At 51.4% G+C, this 15,793-nt stretch carries 12 protein-coding genes and 1 other RNA gene; 7 read left to right on the top strand and 6 right to left on the bottom strand.

From position 1 onward, the window contains the following. The first annotated feature begins 347 nt into the window (after window positions 1–347). A complete protein-coding gene (locus GTPT_RS05090) occupies window positions 348–554 on the top strand; it encodes a DUF1107 domain-containing protein (RefSeq protein ID WP_025901100.1) in 207 nt (68 codons plus the stop codon). Between the two features lie 39 nt (window positions 555–593). Here GTPT_RS05090 and paeA read toward each other — a convergent pair whose 3' ends face one another. After that, on the bottom strand, window positions 594–1,916 hold the full coding sequence (paeA, locus tag GTPT_RS05095) for a polyamine export protein PaeA (protein ID WP_025901101.1): 1,323 nt from the start codon (window positions 1,914–1,916) through the stop codon (window positions 594–596). Window positions 1,917–2,451: 535 nt separating this feature from the next. Here paeA and tamA point away from each other — a divergent pair. The 3 genes from tamA to GTPT_RS05110 are packed head-to-tail and all read left to right on the top strand — an operon-like array spanning window position 2,452 to window position 8,314. Beyond that, on the top strand, window positions 2,452–4,158 hold the full coding sequence (gene tamA, locus GTPT_RS05100) for an autotransporter assembly complex protein TamA (protein WP_038011025.1): 1,707 nt from the start codon (window positions 2,452–2,454) through the stop codon (window positions 4,156–4,158). Further along, entirely contained in the window at window positions 4,155–7,976 is a 3,822-nt protein-coding gene (gene tamB / locus GTPT_RS05105) for an autotransporter assembly complex protein TamB (RefSeq protein ID WP_029991747.1), read from the top strand. The genes tamA and tamB overlap by 4 nt, the downstream gene beginning before the upstream one ends. After that, a complete protein-coding gene (locus GTPT_RS05110; protein ID WP_025901104.1) occupies window positions 7,976–8,314 on the top strand; it encodes a gamma-glutamylcyclotransferase family protein in 339 nt (112 codons plus the stop codon). Before tamB ends, GTPT_RS05110 begins: the two co-directional genes overlap by 1 nt. 66 nt (window positions 8,315–8,380) lie before the next feature. Here the strand turns inward: GTPT_RS05110 and ppa are convergent, their stop codons facing one another. Further along, on the bottom strand, window positions 8,381–8,908 hold the full coding sequence (gene ppa / locus GTPT_RS05115; RefSeq protein ID WP_025901105.1) for an inorganic diphosphatase: 528 nt from the start codon (window positions 8,906–8,908) through the stop codon (window positions 8,381–8,383). Window positions 8,909–9,250: 342 nt separating this feature from the next. Beyond that, window positions 9,251–10,258, bottom strand: coding sequence for a class 1 fructose-bisphosphatase (gene fbp / locus GTPT_RS05120; protein ID WP_029991746.1), 1,008 nt, complete (start codon window positions 10,256–10,258; stop codon window positions 9,251–9,253). Between the two features lie 150 nt (window positions 10,259–10,408). On the opposite strand from fbp, the gene mpl reads away from it, so the two are divergent. Further along, on the top strand, window positions 10,409–11,770 hold the full coding sequence (mpl, locus tag GTPT_RS05125) for a UDP-N-acetylmuramate:L-alanyl-gamma-D-glutamyl-meso-diaminopimelate ligase (protein ID WP_025901108.1): 1,362 nt from the start codon (window positions 10,409–10,411) through the stop codon (window positions 11,768–11,770). A 39-nt stretch (window positions 11,771–11,809) separates the two neighbouring features. On the opposite strand, the gene yjgA is transcribed toward mpl, so the two are convergent. Further along, complete coding sequence (gene yjgA / locus GTPT_RS05130; RefSeq protein WP_025901109.1) at window positions 11,810–12,355, bottom strand: ribosome biogenesis factor YjgA; 546 nt, start codon at window positions 12,353–12,355, stop codon at window positions 11,810–11,812. Window positions 12,356–12,469: 114 nt separating this feature from the next. Here yjgA and pmbA point away from each other — a divergent pair, with 114 nt between their 5' ends. Both pmbA and cybC read left to right on the top strand, forming a co-directional pair. Further along, window positions 12,470–13,810, top strand: coding sequence for a metalloprotease PmbA (gene pmbA, locus GTPT_RS05135; protein WP_029991745.1), 1,341 nt, complete (start codon window positions 12,470–12,472; stop codon window positions 13,808–13,810). A 75-nt stretch (window positions 13,811–13,885) separates the two neighbouring features. Then, window positions 13,886–14,272: a cytochrome b562 gene (cybC, locus tag GTPT_RS05140; protein WP_025901111.1), complete on the top strand. Its 387-nt coding sequence runs from the start codon at window positions 13,886–13,888 to the stop codon at window positions 14,270–14,272. A 216-nt stretch (window positions 14,273–14,488) separates the two neighbouring features. Here the strand turns inward: cybC and rnpB are convergent. Together rnpB and rsmI are read right to left on the bottom strand one after the other, a co-directional pair. Further along, window positions 14,489–14,863: RNase P RNA component class A (gene rnpB, locus GTPT_RS16695), an RNA gene on the bottom strand. Between the two features lie 33 nt (window positions 14,864–14,896). Beyond that, window positions 14,897–15,772 (bottom strand): 16S rRNA (cytidine(1402)-2'-O)-methyltransferase, encoded by an 876-nt coding sequence (gene rsmI / locus GTPT_RS05145; RefSeq protein WP_025901112.1) that lies wholly within the window; start codon window positions 15,770–15,772, stop codon window positions 14,897–14,899. Between the last annotated feature and the right edge of the window lie 21 nt (window positions 15,773–15,793).

Here is a 15,793-nt window from a genome sequence, read left to right on the forward strand (position 1 = left end):
CACCGTGCTGATTAAAAAACTACAGATGAACCGAACACTCACAAACCTGAGACAAAAATCCCCCGGTTTTCCCCGGCCTCACACCCCGGCCCCCCCTTCATTTTACTGCAACATCTTTCCGGCAGAATATCTCTCCGGCTGAATGTTAAAATTTTGTGTGCAAACGCACAGTTATGATTTTTATTCTGCACTAGCATTAATAAACAAAATATAAGACTAATCCATAGCAGAATTGTGGTTTATCTGATGGGTATTCTGGCACTTTTTCGGTAACCTGTTGTCTTAACCGTGCCACCTGAAAGCAGGGGCACAGTGATACAGGACATAAGTCAGTAAGGATCAAAAGGATGAAGATTTTTCAGCGATATAACCCTTTGCAGATTGCCAAATACGTCAAAATATTGTTCAAAGGGCGCTTATACATTCGCGGAATCGGTACGTTTGACTTCGATAAAGGCAGGGTGTTACTGCCTGTCGTGAAAGATAAGCAGCAGCTTAATGTCATGTCGGAGATTAACCGGCAGGTACTACGTTTACAGACGGATTATCGGTAATAATAACGGGAGCTTCAGATGCCCCCGTGATAGCAGAAATTATTCGGCAGTGAGGCTTCCCGCAGGTAAGACCGCAGGGCGCTCATCAATACGGGTCACCAGTAATTGATCGATGCGGTAGCTGTCGATATCCACCACTTCAAATTTATACCCGGAGAACATCACGAAATCAGTGCGTTTCGGGATCTTCCTCAGCATATACATCATAAACCCGCCGATCGTTTCGTAGTTGCCGGACTGCGGGAATTCATCAATGTTCAGTACCCGCATCACATCATCGATAGGTGTTCCGCCTTCAACCAGCCAGGAATTAGCGTCACGCGCAACAATCTGCTCTTCAAAGCCCTGACCGACCAGGTCTCCCATCAGCGTGGTCATCACATCATTTAGCGTAATGATCCCGACGACTAATGCATATTCGTTCATGATAACGGCAAAGTCTTCACCGGCAGATTTAAAGCTTTCCAGCGCTTCTGACAGGGTCAATGTATCCGGCACAATCAGTGCCGAGCGGATCTGAACACCGCTATTCAGTGTCAGGCTCTGATTACCTAACACCCGTAATAGCAGCTCCTTGGAATCCACATAACCAATAATGTGGTCGATATCGTTATTACAGACCAGGAACTTGGAATGCGGATGACGGGCAATTTTCGATTTCAGCGTAGCTTCGTCTTCGTTTAAATCGAACCAGACAATATTTTCCCTGGAGGTCATTGATGAAGGAACGGTACGTGACTCCAGCTCAAAGACGTTTTCAATAAGCTCATGCTCCTGTTTACGCAGTACCCCGGCAAGGGCACCGGCTTCAACAACCGCATAGATATCATCGGGCGTAATATCGTCTTTACGGACCATCGGAATTTTAAACAGGCGGAAAATATTATTCGCCATACCGTTAAAGAACCAGACCAGCGGGCGGAACACGGTCAGACAAAACCGCATCGGATGAATAATCCGTAAAGCGATAGCTTCCGGGGCAATCATGCCAATCCGTTTTGGTGTTAAATCTGCAAATAAAATAAACAGGCTGGTGACTATCGTAAACGAACAGATAAAACTCAGCTGTTCCGCCCATTCCGGAGAGAGAAAACGTAAAAATAACTGGTTAAATGCCGGAGAAAACGCAGAATCACCCACAATACCACCGAGGATAGCGACAGCATTCAGCCCGATTTGTACTACGGTAAAGAACATCCCGGGGGATTCCTGCATGTTCAGAATGTGTTGCGCTCGTATATCCCCTTCATCTGCCAGCAGTTTCAGTTTAATTTTTCGGGCTGCTGCCAGAGATATTTCAGAGAGAGAGAAAAAAGAACTAATAACAATCAACAATAAGATGACAAGTAAGTTATCTAACATAAGAGATCCAATTTTTATACTCTTGTCATTTTTGGCCTGGGCAACACAATCACGGGTTACCGTAAGAAAATACAGTCCCGTGGGCTATCCGCGCCAAAAATGTCTGTCCCGCACCCGGGGCCGGGCACTTGTCGGACAGAAACACATCAGGATGACCTGAAGCGCCCATTATAACAGCAGCCGCAGAGAGCCTGCCAGAGGCAAAATTGATTAAATATTGGCCGGCGATATTGGTGCGGATAAAACAGGGTCAGCCTGATTTAAGGCAACCAGAGGCAGGCAGAGACCGGAAAAGTTCCGGGTAACTGCGTTTTATCTGTTGTCAGGTGTTGTGTTAGCCGGAGCATTTTCAGACAATACCTGCCTGAAAGCGGAGAGCTTTTTATCGTTTTTCCTCTCCGCTTCCGGAATGGACGACTACGCTGTAGTTGAGCAATTTTATACTGACAGAGAAATCCCCTCTGCAGAAGAGAACGGTTTTTGAACAGGAGTTTACGTGCCACGTCTACGTTTATCACTGTATGGTCTGACACTGATGTTGCTGGCTGCGCCCGCAATTCAGGCAGCGACCGTTCGGTTACAACTGGAAGGCTTGTCGGGCGAATTACAAAATAACGTCAGACTCGGTCTCGCCTCGATATCCAGTGATGAAGTTTCGGCAGACAGTCGCTTTCAGGCACGTTTGACGGATTCAATTAAAAAAAGTCTCAGCGCACTGGGGTATTTTCAGCCAGTGATCACCTTTCAGACGTTACCTGAAGCACTGACAACAAAAAATAGTGTGATTAAAGTGACGGTTGACCCTGGTCCTCCGGTCAAAATTGCCGGCAGTACCATTGTGCTGGAAGGGGATGCCAGACTGGACCCGGAATATCAGGCCTGGATTAAAAAAGGCCGCCCTGAAACAGGCACCATACTAAATCAGGGCGATTACGATAGCTTCAAAAATGGATTTTCCAGCCTGGCCCTGCGTAACGGCTATTTCGATGGTGAGTTTAAAAAAAGTGAACTTGGCGTGTCGGTCGACAGGGGCGAAGCCTTCTGGGATCTGGACTATGACAGCGGCAAACGTTACCGCTTTGGCGATGTGATTTTCCAGGGGTCGCAAATCCGTGAGGAATATCTGCGCCGTCTGGTTCCTTTTCATAAAGGCGATAAATACAGTTCTCTTGATCTTGCTGAATTAAACCGTCGCTTATCAGCAAGCGGCTGGTTCAGCTCCGTGGTGGCCTCTCCGGACTTTACGAAAGCACATACCTCAAAAGTATTACCTATCGATACCGTACTGACACCGGCGGTCAAAAATACGGTAGAAACAGGGGTAGGGTACTCCACTGATGTCGGACCCCATGTGAAAGCGACCTGGAAACGCCCCTGGGTGAACGATGACGGGCAGAGCATGTCCTTCAGCACCTATCTGTCTCAGCCCGAGCAGCAACTGGATATGAGTTATAAAGTCCCGTTACTGAAGAGCCCGCTGGAACAGTATTATCTCTTCCAGGGTGGGTTGAAACGTACTGACCTGAATGATACCAATGCCGATACCTCGACCCTGGCGGTTTCCCGCTACTGGGAAAACAGCTCAGGCTGGCAGAAAGCATTGAACCTGCGTTGGAGGCTGGATCACTATACACAGGGAACCGTGACCGATACCACCATGCTGCTTTACCCGGGGGTTAGCGTTAACCGTACCCGTTCACGGGGAGGAATGATGCCGACCTGGGGCGATTCACAGCGTTACTCTGTAGATGTTTCTGATACCACCTGGGGCTCTGATATTGATTTTGTCATTCTGCAGGCACAGAACGTCTGGATCCGCACGCTGGCAGAAAGACACCGGTTTGTTTTCCGTGGCAATGTGGGCTGGATAGAAACTAATAATTTTGATCGTGTGCCGCCGGATTTACGCTTCTTCGCCGGGGGCGACCGCAGTATCCGTGGTTATAAATATAAAGATGTCTCTCCGCGCGATTCCGATGACAAGCTGACCGGGGCCTCAAAAATGGCGACCGGGTCGGTAGAGTATCAATATAACTTCACCGGAAAATGGTGGGGAGCCGTGTTCCTTGATTCCGGTGAAGCGGTGAATGATATCAAAGATACCGATATCAAAACCGGTACCGGGGTAGGGATCCGCTGGGCATCGCCGGTGGGGCCAATCAAACTGGATATTGCCCGTGCGGTGGGTGATAAAGATGAACGCGGATTACAGTTTTACATCGGGTTGGGGCCGGAATTATGACGCTATGGAAGAAAGTCCTGACAGGGATCCTGGTATTCTTATTACTGCTGATAGTGATTATCGGGGTGCTGATCGGTACAGCTCCGGGGCTGCACCTGGTCCTTAATAGTGCTGCCCGCTGGGTACCGGGATTGAAGATCCAACAGGTAAACGGCGGCTGGAAAGATCTGACGATTAAAGGTCTCGGGTATCAGATGCCCGGGGTCAGTGTATCCGGTGGCGAGCTTCATTTATCGCTGGATGCCCGTTGTCTGATCCATTCGTCGGTCTGTGTTAACGATATCACGCTGAAAGATGTGAGTGTGGTGGTGGATAGCAGCAAAATGGCTCCGTCATCACCGTCCAAAAGTGAGGACAAAAGCAGCGGAGAAATCTCAACCCCTTATCCGATACTGCTGCGGCATGTGGCCTTAGAGAATGTGAATGTCAAAGTCGATGACACCGCCATCTCGCTGGGGAGTTTTTCCACAGGGCTTAACTGGCAGGGCCGTCAGCTGACGCTGACCCCGACACGGATAGAGAACCTGCTTCTGGCTCTGCCAAAAACGAAAACCGCGGTGGCGAGCGCGGCGACCGATACCGTGGTAAAAACTACCGGCAGTACGGCGGTGCAAAACACGGAGACAAAGAAAGTCAGCACAGTGACGGAAAAGGTTCCGGCACAGTCTCCGGCCGATATGCTGAACGCGCTTTTTGCCAAACCATTGCTCAACCTTCCTGAATTCCGCTTACCGCTGGATATTCGTATCGATGAAATCCTGGGTGAGGATCTGCGTCTGACAGGAGACACCGACATTACGGTGAACCGTCTGCAGTTAAATGCTCAGGCTATTGATAATAAAGTCGATTTACAAACTCTGCGTATCAATGCTCAGCAGGGGATCCTGAGTGCGACCGGACAGGCGACCCTCAGTGGTGACTGGCCATTGAACCTGACCCTGAACAGTGATGTGAATATGGCTCCGGTGAAGGGCCAGAAAGTCAAACTGGTGATCGGCGGAGCGGCGAAAAAGCAGGTTAACCTGAGTCTGAATTTGTCCGGCCCGGTCCGTGCACAGCTGCAGGCGATGGCTCAGCCTGCCGTCATCGGACTGCCATTCTCTCTTCACCTGACCAGCCCGCAATTACGCTGGCCTCTGAGCGGTAAGTCCGAATGGTTGGTGAATAATCTTTCATTAGCAACCGGCGGGAAAGCGACCGACTACACTATCGCGTTCCGGAGTTCGGTGTCGGGCAGTACGATCCCTCCTGCAGATATTTCGCTGGACGGGAAAGGGAACACAGAACATTTCTCACTCGATAAACTGCATATCGGTGCTTTACAGGGGAGTGCGGATGTTAAGGCGCTGGTTGACTGGACGAAAGCTATCAGCTGGAACAGTGAACTGACGCTGGCCGGAATCAATACGGCGAAGCAGTATCCGCAATGGCCGTCACGCCTTGACGGGACGATCACCACCCGGGGCAGTATGTACGGAGGAAGCTGGCAGGTCAGCGTTCCGACGTTATTGCTGAAGGGGAATGTTAAACAGAATGCCGTGAACGTTAAAGGCTCTCTGTCGGGTAACAGTTATAATCAATGGAATATCCCGGGGATTAACGTGCAGCTGGGACAAAACCGGCTGGATATTAAAGGGACACTGGATAAAAAAATCAGCCTGGATGCTGATATTGATGCCTCGCATCTGGATAACGCGTTACCCGGTCTCGGCGGCGTGGTGAAAGGCTCGGTGAAAGCCCGCGGTACACTGGAGGCTCCGGAAGTGCAGGCGGATCTTCGTGGTCAGGCATTACGCTGGCAGCAGTTGCAGGTCCATGATTTCAGTCTGCAAGGTAACGTGACTTCCGGTAAAGAAATTGCAGGCAAAATGGCACTGCGTATTAACCAGCTCCGGCAGGATACGCTGGATATTCGCAGTGTGGTGCTGGATGCCAGCGGCAGTGAAAAGCAGCATCAGCTCAGACTGACGGTTGAAGGTAAGCCGGTTTCCGGTCAGTTAACTCTGAACGGCAGTTTTGACCGCCAGCAGCAGCGCTGGCAGGGCACCCTTAGCAATACCCGCTTTGCAACGCCGGTGGGTGACTGGCAGTTAAGTAAAGCGGTCAGTCTGGATTATAAAAATACACTGAAAAGTATCACTATCGGCAGTCATTGCTGGCTGAACCCGGATGCACAGATTTGTGTACCGGAGCCGATTGTTGCTGGCACCGACGGGCATGCGCGTATTCAGTTAGTCCGTGTTGATCTGGCTATGCTGAAGCCGCTGTTACCCGGCACGACACAGCTTAAAGGGGTTTTCAGTGGTGATGCCCGCGTAAACTGGAAAGCCGGTTCAGGTTTACCTACCGGAAGTGTCGTACTGGACGGTAAAGGGGTAGAAGTGAAGCAGGAGGTCCAGGGAAAATTCCTGCCTGTTGCGTTTGATGTTCTTACTCTGAAAGCGTCTCTGGTCAACGGCAAAGCACAGCTAGGCTGGCTTATCCGGCTTGCAAATAACGGTCAGCTGGACGGAAACATACAGATTAATGACCCGCAAAAAGCCCGTAATCTGAGTGGTAACATCAATATTAATAATTTCTCTCTCGGGTTGTTTAATCCGGTGCTGGTCACAGGAGAGAATATTAAAGGTATGCTTAACAGTCAGTTACGGCTGTCAGGTAATCTTTCTGCTCCCCGGGTGTACGGCCAGACAGCACTGACCGATGTGGATATTAACGGTAATTTTATGCCGATCGATATGACCACCGGCAACCTGAAGCTGGTATTCAACGGCGTCAGCTCCACGCTGGAAGGGATGATTGGCACACGACAGGGGAGCCTTAACCTGACAGGGAATGCAGACTGGAGTCAGCTGGATAACTGGCGGGCCAGGATTGCCGCGAAAGGTGAAAAAATCCGTGTCACTGTGCCACCGATGGTCAGAATGGATGTTTCGCCGGACCTGGTGTTTGAAGCAACGCCGGCGGCATTTAATCTGGATGGCCGGGTCGACATTCCATGGGCCAGAATTACTGTGCAGTCCGTACCACAAAGCGCCGTCGGTAATTCTTCAGATCTGGTGATGCTGGATGATAACTTGCAGCCTATCAAGCCAAAAACAACCTCTGTTCCTATAAACAGCAATTTAATCATACATATAGGTAACGATGTTCGTTTGTCAGCCTTTGGGCTGGATGCCAGCCTGACCGGAGATTTGAAAGTATTACAGGATAAAAATGGACTCGGGCTGAATGGACAGATTAATATCCCTTCAGGACGCTTCCATGCGTATGGGCAGGATCTGCTGGTTCGCAAAGGACAGTTACAGTTCTCCGGACCGCCATCCGAACCTTATGTCAATCTGGAAGCTATCCGTAACCCTGAAGCGACAGAGGATGATGTCACCGCAGGTATTCGTGTCACCGGTCTGGCAGATTCACCTAAAGTAGAAGTGTTCTCTGACCCGACAATGTCACAACAGGAAGCTCTGTCGTACCTGTTACGCGGGCAAGGTCTGGGCAGTGACGGTGACAGCAATGCGCTGACCTCGGCTTTGATTGGTCTCGGGGTTGCACAAAGTGGCCAGGTGTTAGGCAAAATTGGTGAGACCTTTGGTGTCAGTAACCTGGCGCTTGATACCACGGGTGTCGGCGATAGTCAGCAAGTGCAGGTCAGTGGATATGTCCTGCCGGGACTGCAGGTAAAATATGGTGTCGGCTTATTCGATTCACTGGCGACACTGACGCTGCGTTACCGGCTGATGCCTAAACTCTATTTGGAAGCCGTGTCTGGCGTTGACCAGGCGCTGGATTTGCTTTATCAGTTCGAGTTTCAGTAATGCGAATAATTGTCTATGGCAGTTTAAGGCGCAAGCAGGGAAATAGTCACTGGATGACCAATGCGCAGTGGTTAGGGGATTACCGGGCCGAGGGATATGAGCTTTATCATCTGGGGTTGTATCCGGGGGTGGTTGCAGGAGAAGGGAGTGTCTATTGTGAAGTCTACCGGATTGATGCCACCACACTGGGGGAGCTTGATGCGTTGAGAACCCGTGGGGGGGAATATACACGCCGGTTAATTTCTACCCCTTACGGCAGCGCATGGATGTATATCTATCAACGTCCTGTGGCCGGGCGTCAGCGAATTGACAGCGGCGACTGGCTGGAAAGGGACTGAACATCGCCATAAATAAAAAACGCCGTCGGTGCGAACCGGACGGCGTTTTTTTTCGTTCAGCAGAAATTATTTCTGTGCGCGTTTGAAAGATTCCAGAATTTCAGCTTTTGCAGCAGCAGCGTCAGCCCATCCGTCAACTTTCACCCACTTACCTTTTTCCAGGTCTTTGTAGTGCTCAAAGAAATGCGTGATCTGAGCGCGCAGTAGTTCCGGAAGATCATTCACATCTTTAACGTGATCATATTCTTTGGTCAGTTTGCTGTGTGGTACAGCAACGACTTTCGCATCTTCACCGGACTCATCAGTCATTTTCAGAACACCCACCGGGCGGCAACGGATCACTGAACCATGCTCTAACGGATACGGTGTCGGTACCAGTACGTCTACCGGATCACCATCCAGTGACAGGGTATGGTTGATGTAACCATAGTTACATGGGTAGAACATGGCAGTAGACATGAAACGATCGACAAACAGAGCACCTGACTCTTTATCCACTTCGTATTTGATAGGGTCAGCGTTCGCCGGGATTTCAATGATAACGTAGATATCTTCTGGCAGATCTTTACCTGCCTCAACCAGGTTCAAACTCATCGTTTAATTCCTTTAGTGACGTAAATTGAGTGCCCGGTATTATAGCTAACTGACAGTGAAAGTATTGTCTCTTTTTCTCCTTTCAGAGTGATCTGCCAGGAGGGAGAAGGCCGCCGGCCAGGTGAAGGGATACGATGGATAAAAACCACACAGCCGCTGCAGAAACAGGGTAAACATCGGGCTTTTGCATTCATGGCCCGCCAGAGCGGGCGTTTGGGGGATCCACTTACCGGCGCGCGGGAAATGCGACCGGGCAGGCGAGGGTAGACGCAATCCTGATGTCATGCTGAAAGATGCACATCATGATCTATACCGCACGTCCGGCCTGCCGGTAGCGGAAGGTTAGCGCGGAGCCTGTTCCGGGTTTTCACGCATAAAACGTTCCACGTCATCGACCATTGCCGTGTTACCCACGAAGAACGGGCTACGCTGGTGGATACTCTGTGGCTTCAGCTCAAGAATACGGTTGGCACCATCACTGGCTTTCCCCCCGGCCTGCTCCGCCAGGAAGGCCATCGGGTTGCATTCATACAATAAACGTAATTTGCCCTTAGGGTACTGAGCCGTGCTCGGATACAGGTAAATCCCCCCTTTCAGCAGGTTACGGTGAAAGTCAGCCACCAGTGAGCCGATATACCGTGAAGTGTAAGGGCGGCGGCTGGCTTCATCATCTTCCTGACAGAATTTAATATATCTTTTTACGCCTTTCGGGAAACGTGAGTAGTAACCTTCATTAATGGAGTAAGTATTGCCTTGCGGCGGGAATGCCATACGCTCCTGACTCAGGCAAAACAGACCGAGTGACGGATCATAGGTAAAGGCATGCACCCCATGGCCGGTCGTGTACACCAGCATGGTGGAAGAACCGTAGACCACATAGCCTGCTGCAACCTGCTGTGTTCCGGGTTGCATAAAGTCTTCTTCGATCACCGGCGTACCGGCCGGAGTGATACGATGATAGATAGAGAAAATGGTACCGACAGAGACATTGACATCAATGTTAGAAGAGCCATCGAGCGGATCCATCAGGACCACATACTTACCATCTTCGACCCCTTCAAAGATGACGAATTCATCTTCTTCTTCAGAGGCAATTCCGGCGACGATCCCGCGGGCTTTCAGAGCGGCTTTCAGCTTTTCATTGGCGAACCAATCCAGCTTCATTTGCTGTTCGCCCTGGATATTTTCGACACCACTGGTGCCCAGAATATCGACCAGGCCGGCTTTATTAATATCACGATGAATCACCTTGGCACCCAGCTTAATAGCTGAAATCAGTGCGGTAAGCTCACCGGTGGCATGAGGAAAGTCATGCTGCTTTTCAACAATAAATTCGCCCAATGTTTTCATAACAACTCTCTGGTTTGTTAATTAATGACTCACCTGATATTAACACTAATGTAACCTTATCGGGGCTGAACAACTTAATCAATCATCTGTTTCTTAGTTGTCGGCTCAGGAGTTACACTGTAGCTGAACTTTTGGGTAATGGATCTGTTTATGCGAATTCACATTCTGGGTATTTGTGGCACATTTATGGGCGGGTTAGCCATACTCGCCCGTGCGCTGGGACATGAGGTCACCGGCTCGGACAACAATGTTTACCCGCCAATGAGCACACTGCTGGAACAGCAGGGTATTGAATTAACTCAGGGTTATGACCCGGAACAGTTGGAACCGGCCCCGGACCTGGTGATCATCGGTAATGCGATGGCCAGGGGAAATCCCTGTGTGGAAGCGGTACTGGAAAAAAATATTCCGTATCTCTCCGGTCCTCAATGGCTGCACGATTTTGTGCTGCGGGACCGCTGGGTTCTGGCGGTTGCTGGCACCCACGGCAAAACGACCACCTCAGGTATGGTGGCATGGATCCTGGAAGCTGCCGGGTTAGCTCCGGGGTTTGTGATTGGCGGTGTGCCGGGTAATTTTGATGTTTCCGCCCGACTGGGTGAAAGTCCGTTTTTCGTGATCGAAGCCGATGAATATGACAGTGCATTCTTTGATAAGCGTTCCAAATTCGTCCATTACTGCCCGCGCACTCTGATCCTCAATAACCTTGAGTTCGATCATGCGGATATCTTTGATGACTTACGGGCTATCCAGCGTCAGTTCCATCACCTGGTGCGCATCGTCCCTGGTCAGGGGAAAATCCTGTGGCCGGAACAGGACAGCAATCTTCGTCAGGTCATTAACATGGGCTGCTGGAGTGAACAGGAAACGCTGGGCGAGCATGGTCACTGGCAGGCACAAAAGATCACGGCAGATGCTTCCCGCTGGAAAGTCCTCTATGACGGTGAACAGGTAGCTGAGGTGAGCTGGTCGCTGGTGGGGGAACACAACATGCATAACGGGCTGATGGCGATGGCCGCAGCGCGACATGTCGGGGTGACCCCGGAAAATGCAGCGCTCGCGCTCAATGATTTTGTGAATGCCAAACGTCGTCTTGAACTGCGTGGACAGTTTAATGGTATCGATGTTTATGATGATTTTGCCCATCATCCGACGGCCATACTGGCGACCCTGTCAGCGCTGCGCAGTAAGGTTGGGAACAAAGGACGGATTCTGGCAGTGCTTGAACCCCGCTCCAATACCATGAAACTGGGTGTCAGTAAGGATGAGCTTGCTCCTTCGCTTGCTAAGGCCGATCATGTCTTTCTTTATCAGCCACACCATATAGGCTGGCAGGTGTCAGAAGTGGCAGAGGCTTGTCTTCAGCCGGCACACTGGAGTGCAGACATTGATACTCTGGTCGACATGATTGCCCGGGAAGCGAAACCGGGTGATACCGTGCTGGTCATGAGTAATGGCGGATTTGAAGGTATTCACCAGAAACTTCAGCAGCGGTTACTGCAGGCCGGATAAGGTCTCAGCCGGGCGAGGTGACTCGCCCGGTCTGAACGCTTATTCTGCTTCAGCCAGCTCGCGCAGATACTGAAAGATTAACCGCGCAGATTTCGGCGCTTTGTTTGCCGCCTTCTCTTTTTGTGCGTTACGGACAAAACTCCGTAGCTGCTGCCGGTCAGCGGCAGGGTAGAGGCTAATGACTTCAGCGATGGCGTCATCACCTTGCTCAATTAACCGGTCGCGGATCCCTTCCAGCTTGTGAAATAACGACACCTGCTGATTATGACGGTTTTTAAGCTTATCCAGCGCCTGGCGGATAGGCTCGACATCACGGGAGCGTAACAGCTTACCAATCAGCTGGATCTGCCGGCGACGCGCTTCTTTTTTAATACGCTGCGCCAGTTCTATCGCTTCACGTAATTGCTCATCCAGCGGAATACGCTCCAGAGAACTTTTACTCAGGTCGACAAGCTCGGTACCCAGGCGTTTTAGTTCTTCAGCGTCCCGCTTTATCTCACTTTTACTGACCCAGATAATCTCATCATCTTCATCTTCTAGCGGGTCCGGCTCGTGATCGAGCCACTCTTCGGGTTGTTTTGTCATTATCTGGCTCCTGAAAAAAGAGGCTAATGCTAACAGGTTACAGGGTGACTGCGAAATTGTTCTCTGACTCTGATAGACTGATTATATTCATACATAAGAGTAGACGGCAGATCGATGAACGTATCAACTCAGGTTGCAGAACAACGTAAAGTACTGGAACAGGCAGTTTCTCACGCGCTTGAACTGGCGAAAGCCACCACCGATGGCGCAGAAGTCGCCGTAAGTAAAACGACAGGCCTCAGCGTCAGTACCCGCTACGGCGAGGTGGAAAACGTTGAATTCAATAGCGATGGTGCGTTAGGGATCACCGTTTACCTGCAGCAGCGTAAAGGCAGCGCGTCTTCGACAGATCTGAGCCCTGAAGCTATTCAGCGGACGGTGCAGGCAGCGATAGACATTGCACGTTACACCTCGCCGGACCCTTATGCCGATGTCGCAGAAAAAGATCTGCTGGCATGGACCCCCCCTGATCTGGACCTCTTTCACCCGCTGGACATCGACGTTGACCGGGCGATTGAACTGGCCGCAGAAGCCGAACAGAGTGCCTTACAGGCGGATAAGCGTATTGTGAATACCGAAGGGGGGAGTTTCAACAGCCATGCGAGTATCCGCGTATTCGGTAACAGCCACGGTCTGCTGAACAGTTATTGCAGCAGCCGTCACGGTATATCCGGCAGTGTGATTGCAGAGCAGGACGGGCATATGGAGCGTAACTACGCCTATACCGCTGCCCGTGATTTTGCCGATTTGAAATCTGCACAATGGGTGGGTGAGGAGTGTGCCCGCCGGACATTGGCCCGCCTGGCTCCGCGCAAACTGGCGACCATGAAAGCGCCGGTGATTTTTGCCTCTGAAGTGGCGACAGGATTATTTGGTCATCTGGTCGGCGCGATCAGCGGCGGCAGTGTCTACCGCAAATCCACCTTCCTCCTCGACGCATTGGGTGAAGAAATTTTCCCGCACTGGCTGAACATTGAAGAACGACCGCATGTCCTGAAAGGGGTGGCCTCCACGCCGTTTGACAGCGAAGGTGTGAGTACGCGCGATCGTACGATTATTGACAACGGTGTCTTACAGCAATGGCTGCTGACCAGCTACTCAGCCAGGAAACTGGGTCTGCACAGCACGGGGCATGCGGGAGGCATCCATAACTGGCGTATTGCCGGTCAGGGGCATTCTTTTGACCAGTTACTGAAACAGATGGGCACCGGGCTGGTGGTGACTGAGCTCATGGGGCAGGGCGTCAGTGCCATGACCGGAGACTACTCCCGTGGCGCTTCCGGCTTCTGGGTAGAAAACGGTGAGATTCAGTATCCGGTCAGTGAAATTACTATTGCCGGGAATCTCCGCGATATGTGGAAGAATATTGTCACTGTGGGTGATGATATCGAAACACGCAGCAATATTCAGTGTGGTTCAGTTCTGTTACCGGAAATGAAAATTGCCGGTCAGTGACCGTTTGAACTGAAAGTAAAATAATAACAGAAAGGGGGCCGCCATCGCGGCCCTGTTTACCGTAAGGAGTGAGCAATGCGTCTATCTTCAGTCATGGTTTTCACCGCGTCATTATTATGTTTTCCCTTGATTGCCAATGCGCTGCCTCTTGAGCAGGACATGGATATTCTGGGTTCTCAGCTAGTGACAGTACAAAATACCGGCAGCGCTCAGGAAATGCATCAGTCGCTGGAAAAAATGCGTCAGGCAGCGGAAGATGCCAGAAAAGATACCCCCTATACTCTGCAGGGGCAGGCTGCTGACAGTGACAATATGAAAGCCTACCGTGCAGGAATTGATCAGCTGATCGCCCAGATTAAGGTCGTGGATGCATTGGCGGTGAACAATAAATTACCGGAAGCTAAAGCAGCGGCCAAAAAACTGATTGAAATCCGCAATCAGAACCACCGTAAGTTCCGCTAACCGCAAAGCGTTTCTGTTGCCCGGGATCCCCGGGCCTGTGACGCACAGACGTTGCTGCGGTTGTGTTTCGGCGAAGGATGATGGCCGGATGCGCTGAGGGGCGTTGTTCTGTCACCTGCGCCGGCAACGTCAGAAAACGGAAACAAAAAGGGGCTGTTCCTTCCGCGCCCGGTCATCCGGTATGCGATAAGAAACAGCCCCTGATTGTGTCGAATGAGTCGAAGCTGACCGGTAAGCCGGGTTCTGTCGTGGACAGTCATTCGTCTAGGCCAGCAATCGCTCACTGGCTCAAGCAGCCTACCCGGGTTCAGTACGGGCCGTACCATGTGAACCCCTATTTGGCCTTGCTCCGGGTGGAGTTTACCGTGCCACGGACTGTTGCCAGCCGCGCGGTGCGCTCTTACCGCACCCTTTCACCCTTACCTGATCCCGTAAACGGGCCATCGGCGGTTTGCTCTCTGTTGCACTGGTCGTAGGCTTGCGCCTCCCAGGCGTTACCTGGCACCCTGCCCTATGGAGCCCGGACTTTCCTCCCCTCCGCCCGTCTCCCCGAAAGGACGACGACGAAGCGGCGACTGTCTGGTCAGCTTCGGCGGCGGATGATAGGGCATTTGACGCCATTTGTCACGCGTCTTCCTGATCTTCCTGCTGATCAAGAGCGTAACGGTATAACGCATTTTTCTTCACGCCGTGAATTTCAGCGGTGAGGGCGGCGGCTTTTTTCAGTGGCAGTTCGCGCTGCAGCAGGCCCAGGGTCCGTAAGGCTTCCGGAGGCAGGGCTTCTTCATCGGCATGATAGCCTTCGACAATCAGCACCATCTCACCTTTACGGCGGTTATCATCTTCGCGGACCCAGTCGAGCAGTTCTGCGACCGGTGCTCCGTGAATGCTTTCCCAGGTTTTGGTAATTTCACGGGCCAGTACCACAAAACGGTCGCCGCCGAATTCCTGCACCATATCCTGCAGGCAGTCCAGTAACCGGTGGGTGGATTCATAGAAAATCAGCGTCCGGGGTTCCTGTACCAGGGCACGAAGTGCATCGCAACGACCCTTGGTTTTTGCCGGCAGAAATCCTTCGTAACAGAATCGATCGGACGGTAATCCCGAGGCACTTAATGCTGTGATCGCCGCACAGGCACCGGGGAGGGGCACAACTTTCAGTCCGGCTTCCCGGCATTTACTGACCAGATGATACCCCGGGTCATTAATTAATGGCGTTCCTGCATCTGAGACCAGAGCTATACTTTGACCTGCCTGTAAGCGGCTTATCAGGTGGTCAGCTTTTTGCTGTTCATTATGGTCGTGCAGTGCGAACAGGCGCGCATTGATTGCGAAATGTTGTAGTAACATACCCGTGTGGCGTGTATCTTCTGCGGCAATCAAGTCTGCATCTGACAGGACAGTCAGCGCACGCTGAGTGATATCGCCCAGGTTACCAATGGGGGTCGGGACGATGTAGAGCGTGCCCGCAGAAATCTCTGTCTGATCGTTTTGTTTCATTGTTTCATCCGAATTGCCGAT

Origin of the sequence: Tatumella ptyseos ATCC 33301, from assembly GCF_000735525.1 — a bacterium.
GTDB lineage: Bacteria > Pseudomonadota > Gammaproteobacteria > Enterobacterales > Enterobacteriaceae > Tatumella > Tatumella ptyseos.

Coding starts and splice junctions, on each gene's coding strand:
- mpl (WP_025901108.1), top strand. CDS start 10,409: ATGCGAATTCACATTCTGGGTATTTGTGGCACATTTATGGGCGGGTTA.
- tamB (WP_029991747.1), top strand. CDS start 4,155: ATGACGCTATGGAAGAAAGTCCTGACAGGGATCCTGGTATTCTTATTA.
- fbp (WP_029991746.1), bottom strand. CDS start 10,258: ATGAAAACATTGGGCGAATTTATTGTTGAAAAGCAGCATGACTTTCCT.
- pmbA (WP_029991745.1), top strand. CDS start 12,470: ATGAACGTATCAACTCAGGTTGCAGAACAACGTAAAGTACTGGAACAG.
- yjgA (WP_025901109.1), bottom strand. CDS start 12,355: ATGACAAAACAACCCGAAGAGTGGCTCGATCACGAGCCGGACCCGCTA.
- rsmI (WP_025901112.1), bottom strand. CDS start 15,772: ATGAAACAAAACGATCAGACAGAGATTTCTGCGGGCACGCTCTACATC.
- ppa (WP_025901105.1), bottom strand. CDS start 8,908: ATGAGTTTGAACCTGGTTGAGGCAGGTAAAGATCTGCCAGAAGATATC.
- GTPT_RS05110 (WP_025901104.1), top strand. CDS start 7,976: ATGCGAATAATTGTCTATGGCAGTTTAAGGCGCAAGCAGGGAAATAGT.
- GTPT_RS05090 (WP_025901100.1), top strand. CDS start 348: ATGAAGATTTTTCAGCGATATAACCCTTTGCAGATTGCCAAATACGTC.
- cybC (WP_025901111.1), top strand. CDS start 13,886: ATGCGTCTATCTTCAGTCATGGTTTTCACCGCGTCATTATTATGTTTT.
- paeA (WP_025901101.1), bottom strand. CDS start 1,916: ATGTTAGATAACTTACTTGTCATCTTATTGTTGATTGTTATTAGTTCT.
- tamA (WP_038011025.1), top strand. CDS start 2,452: ATGTTGCTGGCTGCGCCCGCAATTCAGGCAGCGACCGTTCGGTTACAA.